This is a genomic window from Streptomyces sp. NPDC057565 (assembly GCF_042801455.1).
Taxonomy (GTDB): Bacteria; Actinomycetota; Actinomycetes; order Streptomycetales; family Streptomycetaceae; genus Streptomyces; species Streptomyces yanii.
In genome coordinates this window covers 61535-76772 of record NZ_JBHVFU010000002.1, presented here as the reverse complement: position 1 = coordinate 76772, position 15238 = coordinate 61535, and the positions used below count along the sequence as shown (strand labels likewise).

General features: G+C 70.7%; 17 protein-coding genes and 1 tRNA gene. 13 read left to right on the top strand and 5 right to left on the bottom strand.

What is annotated here, in order from left to right:
- Positions 1–68: 68 nt before the first annotated feature.
- The 3 genes from ACFU8W_RS04395 (at position 69) to ACFU8W_RS04385 (ending at position 3093) form a co-directional block, all read left to right on the top strand.
- Positions 69–1274: a DNA polymerase III subunit delta' gene (locus ACFU8W_RS04395; RefSeq protein WP_384032186.1), complete on the top strand. Its 1206-nt coding sequence runs from the start codon at positions 69–71 to the stop codon at positions 1272–1274.
- Between the two features lie 86 nt (positions 1275–1360).
- Positions 1361–2893 (top strand): alpha/beta hydrolase, encoded by a 1533-nt coding sequence (locus tag ACFU8W_RS04390; protein ID WP_384032184.1) that lies wholly within the window; start codon positions 1361–1363, stop codon positions 2891–2893.
- 126 nt (positions 2894–3019) lie between these two features.
- Positions 3020–3093: transfer RNA gene (locus ACFU8W_RS04385), tRNA-Thr, on the top strand.
- A gap of 278 nt (positions 3094–3371) precedes the next feature.
- Here ACFU8W_RS04385 and ACFU8W_RS04380 read toward each other — a convergent pair.
- A complete protein-coding gene (locus ACFU8W_RS04380; protein WP_384032182.1) occupies positions 3372–3593 on the bottom strand; it encodes a DUF3987 domain-containing protein in 222 nt (73 codons plus the stop codon).
- Between the two features lie 210 nt (positions 3594–3803).
- On the opposite strand from ACFU8W_RS04380, the gene ACFU8W_RS04375 reads away from it, so the two are divergent.
- From ACFU8W_RS04375 to ACFU8W_RS04340, 8 genes are all read left to right on the top strand, one after another.
- Complete coding sequence (locus ACFU8W_RS04375) at positions 3804–4322, top strand: toxin-antitoxin system HicB family antitoxin (protein ID WP_345517439.1); 519 nt, start codon at positions 3804–3806, stop codon at positions 4320–4322.
- An 81-nt stretch (positions 4323–4403) separates the two neighbouring features.
- A complete protein-coding gene (locus tag ACFU8W_RS04370; protein WP_384032180.1) occupies positions 4404–5246 on the top strand; it encodes a DUF4097 domain-containing protein in 843 nt (280 codons plus the stop codon).
- Positions 5247–5306: 60 nt separating this feature from the next.
- Positions 5307–6308, top strand: a complete 1002-nt coding sequence (locus tag ACFU8W_RS04365; protein ID WP_384032178.1) for an ATP-binding cassette domain-containing protein — start codon at positions 5307–5309, stop codon at positions 6306–6308.
- Complete coding sequence (locus ACFU8W_RS04360) at positions 6305–7096, top strand: ABC transporter permease (protein WP_384032176.1); 792 nt, start codon at positions 6305–6307, stop codon at positions 7094–7096. The genes ACFU8W_RS04365 and ACFU8W_RS04360 overlap by 4 nt, the downstream gene beginning before the upstream one ends.
- A 382-nt stretch (positions 7097–7478) precedes the next feature.
- On the top strand, positions 7479–7754 hold the full coding sequence (locus tag ACFU8W_RS04355; RefSeq protein ID WP_384032174.1) for a hypothetical protein: 276 nt from the start codon (positions 7479–7481) through the stop codon (positions 7752–7754).
- 263 nt (positions 7755–8017) lie between these two features.
- Entirely contained in the window at positions 8018–8956 is a 939-nt protein-coding gene (locus tag ACFU8W_RS04350; protein WP_384032173.1) for an ABC transporter ATP-binding protein, read from the top strand.
- Positions 8953–9939: an ABC transporter permease gene (locus ACFU8W_RS04345; RefSeq protein ID WP_384032171.1), complete on the top strand. Its 987-nt coding sequence runs from the start codon at positions 8953–8955 to the stop codon at positions 9937–9939. Before ACFU8W_RS04350 ends, ACFU8W_RS04345 begins: the two co-directional genes overlap by 4 nt.
- Before the next feature lie 168 nt (positions 9940–10107).
- A complete protein-coding gene (locus tag ACFU8W_RS04340; RefSeq protein WP_384032970.1) occupies positions 10108–10494 on the top strand; it encodes a GntR family transcriptional regulator in 387 nt (128 codons plus the stop codon).
- 95 nt (positions 10495–10589) lie between these two features.
- Here the strand turns inward: ACFU8W_RS04340 and ACFU8W_RS04335 are convergent, their stop codons facing one another.
- From ACFU8W_RS04335 to ACFU8W_RS04325, 3 genes are all read right to left on the bottom strand, one after another.
- The gene (locus ACFU8W_RS04335; protein ID WP_345517447.1) at positions 10590–11270 is read right to left on the bottom strand and encodes a phosphotransferase; all 681 of its coding nucleotides are present in this window, start codon (positions 11268–11270) and stop codon (positions 10590–10592) included.
- Positions 11271–11307: 37 nt separating this feature from the next.
- Positions 11308–12375: a DUF2804 domain-containing protein gene (locus ACFU8W_RS04330; RefSeq protein ID WP_384032169.1), complete on the bottom strand. Its 1068-nt coding sequence runs from the start codon at positions 12373–12375 to the stop codon at positions 11308–11310.
- Between the two features lie 182 nt (positions 12376–12557).
- Positions 12558–12695: a hypothetical protein gene (locus ACFU8W_RS04325; protein WP_384032167.1), complete on the bottom strand. Its 138-nt coding sequence runs from the start codon at positions 12693–12695 to the stop codon at positions 12558–12560.
- Between the two features lie 199 nt (positions 12696–12894).
- Here ACFU8W_RS04325 and ACFU8W_RS04320 point away from each other — a divergent pair, with 199 nt between their 5' ends.
- Positions 12895–13182 carry a hypothetical protein gene (locus tag ACFU8W_RS04320; RefSeq protein WP_384032165.1) on the top strand — a complete coding sequence of 96 codons (288 nt, stop codon included), beginning with the start codon at positions 12895–12897 and terminating at the stop codon, positions 13180–13182.
- Positions 13183–13188: 6 nt separating this feature from the next.
- Here the strand turns inward: ACFU8W_RS04320 and ACFU8W_RS04315 are convergent, their stop codons facing one another.
- Positions 13189–14883, bottom strand: coding sequence for a bifunctional 3'-5' exonuclease/DNA polymerase (locus tag ACFU8W_RS04315; RefSeq protein ID WP_384032163.1), 1695 nt, complete (start codon positions 14881–14883; stop codon positions 13189–13191).
- 61 nt (positions 14884–14944) lie between these two features.
- Here ACFU8W_RS04315 and ACFU8W_RS04310 point away from each other — a divergent pair, with 61 nt between their 5' ends.
- Positions 14945–15085 (top strand): hypothetical protein, encoded by a 141-nt coding sequence (locus ACFU8W_RS04310; protein ID WP_345517452.1) that lies wholly within the window; start codon positions 14945–14947, stop codon positions 15083–15085.
- The last annotated feature ends 153 nt before the right edge of the window (positions 15086–15238 follow it).

The window sequence follows — 15238 nt, the reverse complement described above, 5'->3', positions numbered from 1 at the left end:
GAATGTCAGACCCTTCCCCCACAATGGGAAGCCGGAGCCGTAGACCACCACCGGAAGGGCGGTGACCAATGACCGTATGGGACGACCTGGTCGGCCAGGACCGGGTGCAGAAGCAGCTCGGTGCGGCCGCCCGGGACGCCGATGCGCTGGTCACCGCCATTTCCGCGGCGGATCAGGTGCCTTTGGGGTCGAAGATGACCCACGCCTGGCTGTTCACCGGACCGCCGGGTTCCGGGCGGTCCACCGCTGCCCGCGCCTTCGCCGCCGCCCTCCAGTGCACCAGCCCGGACCGTGCGCTGGGCGGCGCGCCGGGGTGCGGTTTCTGCGACGGCTGCCACACCAGCCTCATCGGGACGCATGCCGACGTCGAGGTGGTCCGTACGGACCTGCTCTCCATCGGCGTGAAGGAGACCCGTGAGCTGGTCCGCCGCGCCCAGCTGTCCCCGGCCGTGGGCCGCTGGCAGGTGATCATCCTGGAGGACGCCGACCGTCTCACCGAGGGCGCGGGAAACGTGCTCCTGAAGGCGGTCGAGGAGCCCGCGCCCCGTACGGTGTGGCTGCTCTGCGCACCCTCGCTCGAAGATGTGCTGCCCACCATCCGGTCCCGCTGCCGTCACCTCACCCTGCGCACGCCCCCCGTCGACGCCGTTGCCGATGTGCTGATCCGGCGTGACGGAATCGAACCGGAGCGGGCCGCGGCAGCTGCTCGTGCCACTCAGGGGCACATCGGCCGGGCCCGACGCCTGGCCACCGACGAGAAGGCCCGTGCGCGACGCGCTGCCGTGCTCAAGCTTCCGCTCCGGGTGGAGGACATCGGTGGTTGCCTCAAGGCCGCCCAGGAGCTGATCGACACCGCCACGGAGGACGCGAAGCAGGTTTCCGAGGAGGTGGACGCCAAGGAGACGGAGGACATGAAGGCCGCGCTCGGCGCGGCTGCCGGAGGCCGGATGCCGCGCGGCACGGCCGGGGTGATGAAAGAGCTGGAGGACAAGCAGAAGCGCCGCAAGACCCGTACCCAGCGCGACAGCCTCGACCTCGCTCTCACCGATCTGACCGGCTTCTACCGCGACGTACTGGCGCTGCAGCTGGGCTCGCAGATCGCCCTCGCCAATGTCGATGTACGGGACGCACTCGACCGCATCGCCGGGTCCTCGACGCCCGAGCGCACCCTGCGCCGGATCGAGGCGGTGATCGCCTGCCGCCGGGCGCTGGACCGCAATGTGGCGCCGCTGCTCGCGGTGGAGGCGATGACGGTGGCTCTGCGCGCCGGCTGATCCGTCCGCACCTCGTTGCGCACCGCCGATTCATCCGAATGGGTAACGAAACGGGCCGGTCGCCCCCTGAAGGCTACGCTCCGGGCATGGATACCAGGCGTCTGCTCCGTACCTTCGCCACCGTGCTCGGCACGACCGGCCTCCTCGTCTCCGGCTGCAGCAAAGGCGGTTCGACGACGAGCGCGTCGGGCTCGACGCCCGCCGCGCCGACGGCGGCGCTCCAGCCGTACTACGCGCAGCATCTGAACTGGCGGGACTGCGGCGTCTCCGGTTTCCAGTGCGCCACGATGAAGGCGCCCCTCGACTACCGGAAGCCGGACGGCGGCGACATCAAGCTGGCCGTCTCCCGGAAGAAGGCCACCGGTCCGGGCAAGCGGATCGGCTCCTTGCTGGTGAATCCGGGCGGCCCCGGCGGCTCGGCCATCGGCTACCTCCAGAGCTACGCGGCCCTCGGCTACCCGGCCCCGGTCCGCGCCCGCTACGACATGGTCGCCATCGACCCGCGCGGCGTCGCCCGCAGCGAGCCCGTCGAATGCCTCACCGGCCCGCAGATGGACGCCTACACCCAGGTCGACCAGACCCCCGACGACAGCGCCGAGGTCTCGGAGCTGGGCACGGCCTTCGAGAAGTTCGCAGATGGCTGTGAGCAGCGCTCCGGCACGATCCTCCCGCATGTCTCCACCGTCGAGGCGGCCCGCGACATGGACATCCTGCGGGCCCTGCTCGGCGACGAGAAGCTGACGTACGTCGGGGCGTCGTACGGCACCTTCCTCGGTGCGACGTACGCCGAACTCTTCCCCGGCCGCACCGGCCGTCTCGTCCTCGACGGTGCGATGGACCCGTCGCTTCCGTCGCTGGAGATGAACCGCGATCAGACGGCGGGCTTCGAGACCGCGTTCCAGGCCTTCGCCGCGGACTGTGTGAAGAAGTCGGACTGCCCGCTCGGCACCACCTCCACCGCCGACGCCGCGACCCGCCTGAAGCAGCTCTTCGCCGACCTCGACGCCAAGCCCATCCCCGCCGGCGACTCCCGCAAGCTCGGCGAGTCCCTCGCCACCACCGGTGTCATCGCCGCCATGTACGACGAGGGGACCTGGCCCCAGCTCCGCAGCGCCCTCGCCGGCGCCCGGGCGGGCGACGGGTCCGGCCTGCTCGCCCTGTCCGACAGCTACTACGAGCGCAAGCCGAACGGCACGTACGCGAACCTGATGTTCGCCAACGCCGCGGTGAACTGTCTGGACACGCCCCCGGCCTTCACCGGCCCGGACGCCGTCGAGCAGGCCATCCCCGGCTTCGAGAAGGCCTCCCCGGTCTTCGGCAAGGCCTTCGCCTGGGCTGCCCTGAACTGCGCCCACTGGCCCGTTGCGCCCAGCGGCACCGCGCACCGCATCACGGCGAAGGGCGCGCCCCCGATCGTCGTGGTCGGCACCACCCGTGATCCGGCGACCCCGTACAAGTGGGCCCAGTCCCTCGCCGCCCAGCTCTCCTCGGGCAGGCTCCTCACGTACGAGGGCGACGGTCACACCGCGTACGGCCGCGGCAGCCACTGCATCGACACGGCGATCAACACGTACCTCCTGGACGGCACCCCGCCGACCGGGGGTACGAAGTGCTCCTGACCTGCCGCGGCTCCCTTCGCCCACCTGACCTGCGCATTCGGCTCCGGAGGCGGGTGGTGCGGAGCACCCTTGGAAACTGTGTAAACTTAGCGACGCTGCTGCTCGCACCATAGTGCGACAGGGCGTGCCGCCTTAGCTCAGTTGGCCAGAGCAACGCACTCGTAATGCGTAGGTCTCGGGTTCGAATCCCGAAGGCGGCTCTGTGGAAGCCTCAGGACTCACTCGCCGTGACCTGGGGCTTTTGCTTTTGTCGGACGCGGCGTGAGGTCTGAACGGGGCGGCGAGTTCCGTCGACCTGTTGGGCGAGGCGGACGGCTTCGGCGGTGAGTCGGTCCCGTGGTTCGGGTTCGGCGGCAGCGGCCTTCTGGGCGGCCTTGTCGGCTGCTGCCTTCGCGAGTCGGGCGGTTGGTCCCGGCCTCGACCCGTACCGGGCCGGAGAACTCCACCAGCGCCCTCTCGACGGCGAGCAGCGGGCCGGTCATGAAGCGAATGCAGCGGATGTGCGTTTGCCGGGCGGCGAGGCGACCGCGGTGCAGGGGCTCACCGGCTCGCACCAGTGCCCGCGCACGCACACGGTGGCCCGTCCGCCGGCCGCTGTGGTGATGACTCCCAGGGCCAGGCACCCGACCAGATCGACCGGGGTCTGCGCGGCGGACCGTGTGGCGGGGGCGGGTCGCCTTCTTGCGGCATCGCATGGCATCCCATGGCGTCGGGTGGCTCCACGTGGCGCCATCCGGTGCCATGTGGAGCCATTTCGCGCTCCCCGAAGCGCATGAGCACGCATGGCGCCACAATCGCTCAGGTAGGTGCCAGTGTGTTTCCGCAGGTCAGGGCAGTTTTGCCGGTGACCGACCCAGAGATGTCGCCTCGCGGCTTGCGTGTGGCGCCATAGTGGTGCCATGATGGCGTCATGGACCTCACCCCGTATGTCGACACCCTCCGCCGCGAACTTGCGGTGGCCGCCGAAGCCGGCGGCGACGAAGCCCGCGAGCTGGCCGAGAGGCTCACCGCTCCCCTGGAGTCGGCAACCCGGCTGACCATGCTCAACGTGCTCTCCGCCGCGATGGACGAGATCACCCGCGAACTCGCCCCCGGCTCGGTCGACGTACGGCTGCGCGGGCTCGACCCCGACTTCGTGGTGACACCGCCACCCGCCGACGGCGGCGCCCCCGCGGAGCCGGTCGCGCCCGTCGAGCCGTTCAAGACTCCGGCCCCGGCCGATGGCGATGAGGGCGGCACCGCCCGCGTCAACCTGCGTCTGCCGGCCCACCTCAAGGCCCGCGCCGAGGAGGCCGCGGCCCGCGAGGGCCTGTCGGTCAACGCGTGGCTGGTGCGCGCCGTGTCGGCCGCGGTCGACGGCGGCACCCGGCCGCGTACGACGGAGAAGACCCGGACCATCGGACAGAGCTTCACGGGCTGGGTGCGCTGACCGCGCCCCCTGCCCGCACCTTCACCCACACCACGTCCCACCAGTGGGGACGACCCAAAGACTCAAGAGGACGGGACAGCCATGCCTTCTTTCGACACTCCCGCACCGATCTCGGCCACGGCTCACGTGGAGGCCGGTTCCATCCAGTTCACCGCGGGCGACCGCCTCGACACCGTCGTCGAGGTGCAACCCCGCGACCCGAAGCGGGACCAGGACGTACGGGCGGCCGATCAGACCGAGGTCACGTACGCGAGTGGCGTACTGACCGTCAGGACGCCCAAGTCCAATCTGTTCGGCCGCACCGGCACTGTCGACGTGACGGTCGAACTGCCCACAGGCTCGCGCGTCGACATGACCGGCGCCTGGGCCCAGGTGCTCGGCGAGGGCCGGCTCGGCGAGGTCCGCGTGAAGACCTCGTCCGGTGACGTCCGCCTCGACGCGACCGGCCCGCTGAAGCTGACCGCGTCGCACGGCTCGATCACCGTGGACCGGGTCGAGGGCATGGCCGAGATCACCACCAGCTCCGGCAGCCTGCGCGTCGGCCTCGTCGACGGCCCCGCCGTCCTGAAGAACTCGCACGGCACCACGACCGTCGGCGCCGCGACCGGCGAGCTGCGGGTGAGCGGCGCCAACGGCGACATCGAGATCCGGCGTGCCGAGGACTCGGTCACCGCCACCACCGCCCACGGCACCCTGCGTGTGGGCGAAGTGGCCGGTGGCACCGTCCAGTTGGAGACCTCCTACGGCGCCATCGAGGTCGGCGTACGCGAGGGCACGGCCGCCTGGCTCGACGTCAGCTCGGGCTCCGGCCAGGTGCGCAACACGCTCGCCGCGTCCGAGGCCCCCGAGAAGGCCGAGGGCGCCGTCAAGGTCCGCGCCCGCACCCGGCACGGCAACATCGACATCCGCCGCGCCAAGTCCTGAGCGCCACATCCACAACCGGCCCCATCCCCAACCCACTTCAGCCTTCGAGCGGAGGGCCCCATGCCTTCTCCTGTCATGCCCACGTCCAGGCGGGGGGACGGTCACCCGTCGCCGGCCGCCGTCTCCACCGTCGGTCTGCGCAAGTCGTACGGCGACAAGACCGTCCTCGACGGCATCGATCTGCACATCCCGGCCGGGTCCGTGTTCGCGCTGCTCGGACCCAACGGCGCCGGCAAGACCACCGCTGTGAAGATCCTGTCCACGCTCATCACCGCCGACGGCGGGCAGGCCCAGGTCGCGGGCGACGACATCGCGACGTCCCCGGACGGGGTGCGTGCCGCGATCGGCGTCACCGGGCAGTTCTCCGCCGTCGACGGGCTGATCACCGGCGAGGAGAACGTGCTCCTCATGGCGGACCTGCACCACCTCTCCAAGCGCGAGGGGCGGCGCGTCACCGCCGAGCTGCTGGAGCGCTTCGACCTCACCGACGCCGCCAAGAAGCCCGCCCAGAGCTACTCCGGTGGCATGAAGCGCCGCCTCGACATCGCCATGACGCTGGTCGGCAACCCGCGGATCATCTTCCTCGACGAGCCGACCACCGGCCTCGACCCGCGCTCCCGCCACAACATGTGGCAGATCATCCGCGAGCTCGTCGCGGGCGGCGTCACCGTCTTCCTCACCACCCAGTACCTGGAGGAGGCCGACCAGCTCGCCGACCGCATCGCCGTGCTCAACGACGGGAAGATCGCCGCCGAGGGCACCGCCGAGGAGTTGAAGCGGCTGATCCCCGGCGGACACGTGCGGCTGCGCTTCGCCGACCCGGCCGCGTACCAGAGCGCCGCCGTCGCCCTGCGCGAGGCCTCCCGGGACGACGAGGCGCTGTCGTTGCAGATCCCCAGCGACGGCAGCCAGCGCGAGCTGCGCTCCATCCTCGACTGGCTGGACTCGGCCGGCATCGAGGCGGACGAGCTGACCGTGCACACCCCCGACCTCGACGACGTGTTCTTCGCTCTGACCGGCGGCGCCGGCATCCCCAACCAGCCCAAGGAGGATGTCCGATGAGCTCCCTCTCCCTCGCCGTACGCGACTCGTCCACGATGCTGCGCCGCAACCTCCTGCACGCACGGCGCTACCCGTCCATGACGCTGAACCTGCTGCTCACCCCGGTCATGCTGCTGCTGCTCTTCGTCTACATCTTCGGCGATGTGATGAGCGCGGGCATCGGCGACGGCGGTGCCGACCGGTCCGAGTACATCGCGTACCTCGTCCCGGGCATCCTGCTGATGACCATCGGCGGCACCACGATCGGCAGCGCGGTGTCCGTCGCCACCGATATGACCGAGGGCATCATCGCCCGCTTCCGCACGATGGCGATCCACCGCGAGTCGGTGCTCATCGGGCACGTCGTCGGCAGCGTGCTGCAGTGCGTGATGAGCGTGGTACTCGTCGGAGCCGTCGCCGTGGCGATCGGCTTCCGGTCCACGAATGCCACCGTCCTGGAGTGGATCGCGGCGGTCGGACTGCTCACGCTGTTCGCCCTGGCGCTCACCTGGATCGCGGTCGGGATGGGTCTGTCCAGCCCGAACGCCGAGGCGGCCAGCAACAACGCCCTGCCGCTGATCTTCCTGCCGCTCATCTCCAGCGCGTTCGTGCCGGTCGACGCGATGCCGGGCTGGTTCCAGCCGATCGCCGAGTACCAGCCGTTCACCCCGGCCATCGAGACGTTGCGCGGGCTGCTGCTCGGTACCGAGATCGGCTACAACGGGTGGCTGGCCGTGGCCTGGTGCGTGGGGCTGGCCGTGCTCGGCCACGTCTGGTCCAAGTCGCTGTTCAACCGCGACCCGAAGTAGGGGTCGGCAGCTCACGGGCCGCAGCCCGCAGCTCGTCCCACTCCAGGGCGGCGTGCTCCGACACCGCGTCGGCGTACGCCGCCCCGTCCATGGGTATCGGGCTCGAGTCCCGGAGGCGGCTCAGGGAGACCCCAGGACTCACCCGTCGTGACCTGGGGCTTTTCCTTCGGGCTACTGGCTGGTGCATGTCCTGGGTCCGTTCCCCGGCGGCGGTGCCGCCCTGTCCGCCATCGGTTCAGCGAGCCCTTCGGGCCACCACCCGCCATGCAGCGTCCGGGCCGCCCCATCCGTGGTGAATCTTTTTTGCTTCTTCTCTTGACTACGGACAAATAAGGAGGAAGCTAACTAATACACCAGACAACCGGTGAGAGCCACACCGCCGATGGAGACGTCCATCGACCCGAGTGACACCCATCTCGGCAACTGGCTAGGCTCCCGGCAGAGCAACGTATCGACAATCGGAGCCGTCGGCGACGACTGGCGCTTACGGGTCGATATGGGGCACCGGGAGCCACCGTATGTGCGCTCCGGGTCTGTGCGAGCCGATGAAACGCCGCGCGACATCCTGAACCGGTTGCTGGAGAACCTCTTGCAGGTCTCCGATCCGGAGGTGGCGGACCGGGCGTACTTCTCAGGGTTAGTGGCGACTGATCGCTGACGAATTCGTCATATGGAGGGTCTCGGGTTCGAATCCCGGAGGCGGCTCAGGGAAACCCCAGGACTCACTCAACGTGACCTGGGGTTCTTTCATGTCCGGACGAGATCGGTGCCCGTCTCGGGCGCTGGGGCCGAGACGTCCGTGGCCGCGGGCGCACGCAGAGTCGGGCGCGGGGTCCGGCCCGGCGGCGGTTGACAGGCGCGAGCGGCCAAGACCATGATTCCACTAGTTGACTAGTTGAATCTGAGGAGGGTGTACCCGACATGACCACTCCGGACACCGCCGGGAGCCCGTGGGCCCTTGAGGCGCAGGGGCTGGGGAAGAAGTACCGGCGCGGATGGGCGCTTCAGGACTGTTCGTTCAGGCTGCCCGCCGGGCGGATCTGTGGACTGGTGGGGCCCAACGGGGCGGGAAAGAGCACCCTGTTGGGCATCGCGACCCGGCTGGTGGAGGGCACGACGGGCGAACTGCGCATGTTCGGGGTGCCGGTGGACTCTCCCGGCGTCATGCCGCGATACGCCTTCCTCGGCCAGGAGAAGGCGCTGTTCAAGCGCTTCACCGTCGCCGAGACGCTCAGGACGGGGCAGGAACTCAACCCGCGCTGGGACCAGGCGGCGGCCGAGCGGATCGTGCGGGCCGGCGATGTTCCGCTGCATGCCCGGATCGGCACCCTGTCCGGGGGGCAGCGCACCCGGGTGGCATTCGCGCTCGCCTTCGGCAAGCGGCCCGACCTGCTGCTGCTGGATGAGCCGATGGCCGATCTCGATCCGCTCGCCCGGGACGAGATGAGCGCGTTGCTGATGGCCGAGGCCGCCGAGCGCGGCACGAGCGTACTGATGTCGTCCCACATGCTCACCGAAGTGGAGGACATGTGCGACTACCTGCTGGTCGTCTCCGGCGGGCGGATCCGGATGGCCGGTGAGACGGACGAGCTGATGGCACGCCACAAGCTGGTCACCGGAGCGGTGGGGGAGTCCGGGGAGCTTCCCGCAGGGCTGGCGCTTCACACCGTGGTCGAGGCCCGTACGACAGGTCGCCAGTTCAACGCCCTGATACGGACCGAGGGTCCCGTGCACGGCGACTGGCGGTCGATGGAACCCAGTCTGGAAGAGATCTTGCTCGCCTATCTCCGTTCGCCCGAAGCGCCGCCGTTGCTCACCCCCACCGCCCGGCCCGACCGGCGAGCGGAGCGTGCGGCATGAGCACTCTCACCCACACCCCGGCCGGTACCGCCGGCAGCCGGAGGGGCCTGCTGCGGATGCGCGGCCTGGCCTGGTTGATGTTCCGTCAGCATCGCGTCATGTTCCTGATGGTGGCGGCGCTCACCGTCCTGGGCGCCGTCTGGCTCGTCTACCAGCGTGCGGCCTCGCTGGACGCCGTGCGCGGCGCCGGCTGGCCGGGCAGGTCTGCCGACAAGGTCGACAGCGGCGTGGTCCTGGCGATCCACTCGAAGCTTGAGAAGACCGTGCCCATTCTGAGTGCGCTGCCCGTGATCCTCGGGGTCTTCTGCGGCGCCCCGTTGATCGCCTCCGACCAGGAGCAGGGCACGGCGCAGCTGGCCACCACGCAGTCCGTGCCGCGCAAGCGGTGGCTGAGCTACAAGCTGGGCACCGGTCTGATTCTGGTTCTGCTGCCCACGATCGTCCTCGGCTCCCTGTTCACGTGGTGGTGGCGGGCGGTCCGCGTGTTCGGCGAGGGGGACTGGATGCAGGGCACGGTGTTCGACAACACCGGGCCGATGCTCGCCGCGCTCACCCTGTTCACCGCCGTCGGCGGCATCGCGATCGGACTGATCGCACGCCGGGTCCTGGCCGCCATGGTCGGCACGTTCCTCTTCGCCGTCGTGACGCAGGTCGCCTGGTCGTTCGTCCGGCCCGAGCTGGCCACCCCGCGCCGGATCTCCTACCCGATCGACGCCGAGTTCCCGGCGAAGCTCTCGGACGCGGTCCAGATGGACAACTGGGTCAGCACCGCCTCCGGGGAGCTCTTCGGCTACGGCACCTGTGTCCAGGAGGAGAAGTACGAGGCGTGCCTCGCCGACAAGGGCATCGTCAACGCCACGGTCGAGTACTTCGGCTACGACCAGATGCCGGCCATGCAGTGGACCGGGGCCGGAATCCTGGGAGGCCTCAGCGCGCTGCTGATCGCCTTCATCGTGGTCCGGGTCGGCCGACGTCCATTGTGAACCGCGAGGCAGAGGGCATGTCGGGCCTTCTCCCGGCACCGGTTCGCGGACCGTCGTCCGTACCGGGCGGCGGCATAGGCTGGAGGGGCGCTGCACGCGGAGGACGCCGACCGCCGCGGTGCGGGAGGACAGGAACGGCAGGAAGGGGGGAGCGAAGTGAACGAAGTGATGGCGTTCCGCATTGATCGCCGCTGCGGCGTCCCCACCTACCTGCAGATCGTCAGGCAGGTCGAACAGGCCTTGCGCATGGGCGTGTTGGCCGTGGGCGACCGCTTGCCCACCGCGGCACAGGTGGCCGCGGCCACCAAGGTGAACCCGAACACCACGCTGAAGGCGTACCGGGAACTGGAACGGGCCGGTCTCGTCGAGGTCCGCCAGGGCGCGGGGACGTTCATCACGCACTCCCTGGCCGAACCCCTGACCGGCGCCGACTCCCCGCTGCGTGCCGGGCTCTCGGACTGGATGCGCCGGGCGCACGAGGAGGGGATGAGCGGTGAGGACGTCCGCAGTCTGATCACCGCGGTCTTCGAGGAGACATTCGCGCGGCCGCTGTAGGACGAGGAGGGCCTGCTGCAGCCCTTGGGTATTCCGGGTCGTCCGGCACACCGAGGCCGCCGTCGCCCCTCAGCGACCCGTCGTCGGACCGATCCTCATCCGGCCCACTCGCTGATCAGGCCGGCCGCTTCGTCGATGAACTCCCGTTCGTCCTGCGTCAGGTTCGGGTCCGCCGCGCGGCGGCAGACCGCCTGGGCCAGCTGGGCGTCCGGGATACCGCCCTGGTCGGCGAGGTGGGGGAGCAGTGCGGTGAGCAGGGAGCGGGCGCCCGTGGCCAGCGGGGAGGTGCGGTCGACCGCCACCTGGGCCAGGATCAGCGACGACATGGCCCGGTCGAGGGCGGGTGGCCCCTCCGTGGCGGTCCGCCAGTCGATCACCACCGGGCCGTCGGGCGTCAGCATCACGTTGTCCGGGTGCAGGTCCAGGTGGAGGATCCGGTCCTCGGGCTCCGGGGAGAGCCTGGCCGGGATCGTGTGCAGGTCGGTGAGGAGACCGGCGAGGATCGCGGCTCCCTCGTCCCCGGTGAGTGCGCCGGAGAGCAGGGACTCGAGCATGGTCGGGCCGGTCAGGCGTTGCAGTACGAGGTCGGAGGGGGTGGCGGCGGCCGGGCTCGGGCCGAGGCGGGGGACCGGGTAGCCGAAGGCCGAGAGGTAGGACATCACGGCCAACTCCGGTCTGGCATCACTGCTGTCGCGGTAGCGGCGCAGGACCCATGCCTCGTCCATCGCGTACACATCGGCAGATCGTCCCGTGCCCAGCAGGTGGCCTATTCGCATGAGGGGAACCTACTGCCGTGGCCGGATGCCGGGGAGATCACCAGCGCATATGGACGTCCTCCGCCCAGCCGAGGAGCTGCTCGACGACGATGTCCTGGCCCCGGTCGTCCCTGATCCGGCCGTTGTAGTGGCCGAAGCACTGATCGGTGCGGTTGGCGAGCAGGCCGGCGTCGGTGCGGGTGGAGCGGTTGTGGAACGGGGTGAAGGCCAGGTCGACCTGGGGGCTCCCGGGGGTACGGATCGTCCAGGGGGCCAGGTGGTCCGTGGGGCTCCAGCGCCATTCCAGCTCCTCGCCGATCTTGCTGAGCCGGCCGTCCACGCAGAGCGCGTTCTCGGTGGAACCGGTGCCCTGCGTCCAGCGCCCGCCGAACTGGAGGCCGACGGTCCGGCCGTCCGTACGGCCCGAGGCGGCACCCCAGTTCCAGTCGACCGAGCGCGGCCAGCGGCCCCGGCCGTGGTCGAGGGTGGCCCAGGCGTCGCCGTCGGCGCCGAACTCCAGGACCCGTGTGCCGATCCGGACCGTGCCGGAGGCGGGGCGTGCGGTGTGCTTGGACGTGTACTGGAAGCGGCGCTCGCTCCAGGGCACGACGACGGAGAGCGTTTCGTGGCCGGTGGGCAGGGCGGCGAAGAGGTCGACCTCGACGGGTTCCTTCTGCGGGGTCAGGCAGCGCGCCCGGAGGCGGGTGCCGCCGGGTTCCTCGCGGATCTCGATCCTGACCGCGGTGCCTGTGGGGCGTTCCGGGCCGACCACGGTGTCCGTGGTCCCTCCGCCGGTGGGTGCGGGAGCTCCGGCGATCGTCTGCGGGAGGTGGACGCCGCGGCCTCCCGGGACGATCGCGGTGCGTTCGGTCTCGCGGCCGCCCGCCCCGTACTCGAGCACGTACACCGTGTTCAGCGCCAGGAAGTCGAGACTGCTCACGGTCAGCGCGACGAGATGGGTGGGCGTGGTCACGCACCAGTACTCCCACCGCTTGGTCCGGCCCCAGCCGCGCAGATTCGCCCGGTGCAGGGGGCGCCGGGACCACCCGACGGCCGCCGGGTTCAGCCTCCCGTCGGGGCGGCAGAGGTCGACGGGCTCGGTGATCTCGCGCTCGGTCGTGGCCATGCGCGGAGCCTATCGCCGCCGGTCACAGGGGCCCATGAGGCGAAGTGGAGGGGACGGGATCTCCGGAAGGTGACATGTGCGCGGCAACGGTTTCGGCAATTGCCCCGCAGACGAGGAGAGTTCCGTGGAGAGACCCGTCGGGCGAGCGAGAAGACGCGGACGTTCGCCGATCCGCGGGGCGGCTACGCGTACCGCACGAGCGGCTCCGGGTGCTGCTTCATCGGCTTCCCCATCAGGCGCGGCAGCAGCCGGTCCGGGTTCGTCGGCGCCGGGCCCTGCGGAACCCCCGGGGACGGCACCGGCGGCCACGACCAGAGCATCGGTCGCGCACCACCGCTGCGCGGGCATGCACCCGGTGCCCGGGCGACGCACTGGGGCGCGGGGCGCGCCCGGTCCGGGCCGGAAGGGAAACGTTCCTGGTCCGGGGCGTTTCCCCCGTTCGGTCGGCGCCCTGTGCGGACGGCTCGCGGAGTAGCCTGAAGAAGTCTCGGCCTGCGCGCGCGAAGGGGGCCGTCTCTCATGGACACCTTGATCACCGTGGCGGTCGTCCTGGCGATGATCGCGCTGGCGGCGTACGTCATCCATCTGCTCAATGCCCGGCACCGGCATCAGCATCTGCGGGCCGTGCATTACGACCACGGGCTGGCCGGGTTCGGCGGGTTCGGAGGGCCGGGTGCGGGTACAGGGCGCGTCGTTCCGCCTGTGGAGACAGTGCAGCCCACGAAGCCGACGCGGCCCACGCAGCCCACGAACCCCTTGCGGAAGGGCGAGCCCGGGACGGAGGAGGCCGAGCACCCCGACGGCTGAGTTCTGCTACTTGGCGTCGGAGTAGCGTTCCACGATCGCCGTCGTAAAAGGGAAGCGCACCGGCGTCCTGCCGAAGGCGGTCCGCCCCGCCAGGTCACCGGCGGCCCGGATCGCCTTCACGACTGCCTCGGCCTCCTCCTCGGGGCAGTGCACCATCACCTCGTCGTGCTGGAAGAAGACCAGTTCGGCCCGGAGACCGGCGGCGGCCAGGGACCGGCGCAGTGCGGCCAGGAACAGCAGCGCCCAGTCGGCGGCGCTGCCCTGCACCACGAAGTTACGGGTGAAGCGGCCGCGCGCCCTGGCGTTCGTCGAGGCGTAGCCCGGCGTGAACTCGCCCTCCACGGAAGGCTGCTCGTCGCTCTCCTGCGGGATGCCGGCCTCGTCGTCGTCGCCGCTCCCGGCCGCCGGCGGACTGGTCCGGCCCAGCCAGGTCCGTACGAGACGGCCCTCCTCGCCCGCCTTCGCCGCGTCGTCGACATACGCCACGGCGAGCGGGAAGCGTCGTCGCAGCGCCGCGAGGTTCTTCAGGCCGTCGCCCGAGGTCTGGCCGTAGATCGCTCCCAGCAGCGCCAGCTTGGCGTGGTCGCGGTCGCCGTGGAAGGCGCGGTCCGACAGCGCCGTGTAGAGGTCGCCGTCATGGCCCGCGACCTCCATCAGGCCGGGGTCGCGGGAGATCGCGGCCAGAACCCTCGGCTCCATCTGGTCGGCGTCGGCGACGACCAGCCGCCAGCCCTCGTCGGCGACGACCGCCTGCCGTATCACCTTGGGGATCTGCAGCGCCCCGCCGCCGTTGGTGGTCCAGCGGCCGCTGACGGTTCCGCCCGGCTGGTACTCGGGGCGGAACCTGCCGTCGCGCACCCAGTCCTGGAGCCAGCTCCAGCCGTGCGCCGTCCAGATCCGGTACAGCTTCTTGTACTCGATCAGCGGCTTCACGGCCGGATGGTCCAGTTCCTGCAGCTCCCAGCGGCGGGTCGACTTCACCTTGATCCCGGCCTGCGCGAACGCCCTGACCACATCGGCGGGAAGGTCCGGGCGGACCCGACGGCCGAACGCCGTGGACACCTCTTCGGCCAGCTCGGCGAGTCGGCGGGGTTCGCCGCCGCCGGCGTACCGCTCGCCCAGCAGGTCGTGCAGGAGCTCCCGGTGCACGTCGGCCCGCCAGGGCAGGCCGGCCCGGTTCATCTCGGCGGCGACCAGCATTCCGGCCGACTCGGCGGCCGTCAGCAGACGCATGCGGCCGGGGTGGGCGGTGGCGTCGTGGCGGCGGAGCTGCTCCGCGTACACCTGGAGGAGCGCGTCGAAGGGGATGTCCATGCCGGACTGCGGCTCGAAGAGGGAGGACTGCGAACCGGGCTCCGCGGCGCGGGAGGGGGGATCGGGGGGTACGGGGGCGTTACGGAGGCGGGCGTGGGCGGCCGCGGCGGAGCGGGGTTCGCCGAGCCGGCCCTCGTGTGCGAGGAGGAGGGACTCGGCTGCCTCGATGTCGTAGCAGCGGTCGATCCGTACGCCCGCGTCGAGCAGACGGGGATAGATCTCGGCGGTCGACCGCCAGACCCAGCGGATGACGTCCGGACGGGAACGGACTGCCTCCACGAGGTCGGGTTCGGTCAGGACCGGGGCGGCGGGGAGGCCGCCGGCAGTCAGAGGGGTGAGGCGGGCGCCGCCGGTCTCTGTGGTGGCCAGAGCCCAGCGTTCGGTCATGTGCGTGAGTCTGGCAGGTGGGACTGACAGCGGGGCGGGGCCGGCTGGAGGGCGGGTTCCGATGGCCGGGTTCGTTCACGGTGCCGCCGGGGTCGACCCGGTCGACTGCAGGATCCGGTACGGCTGGATGGGGCAGGTCTTCCGGGCCCACGAGGTGAGCGAGGCGGGTCACGTACGGGGGAATCTCGTGCTTCTGCGCTGAGCTGCCCGCGAACTCGCCCGGATACAGAGGCGGTTCGCAGGTCGGGGCGCTTCGGCCACAGCAGGTGGGGCACCAGCAGGTGGGGCACCGACCGCTGTGTACGGCCACCGCAACCCGGTCGGACCGGCGCTCACCGTGATCGTGCCGATCGTC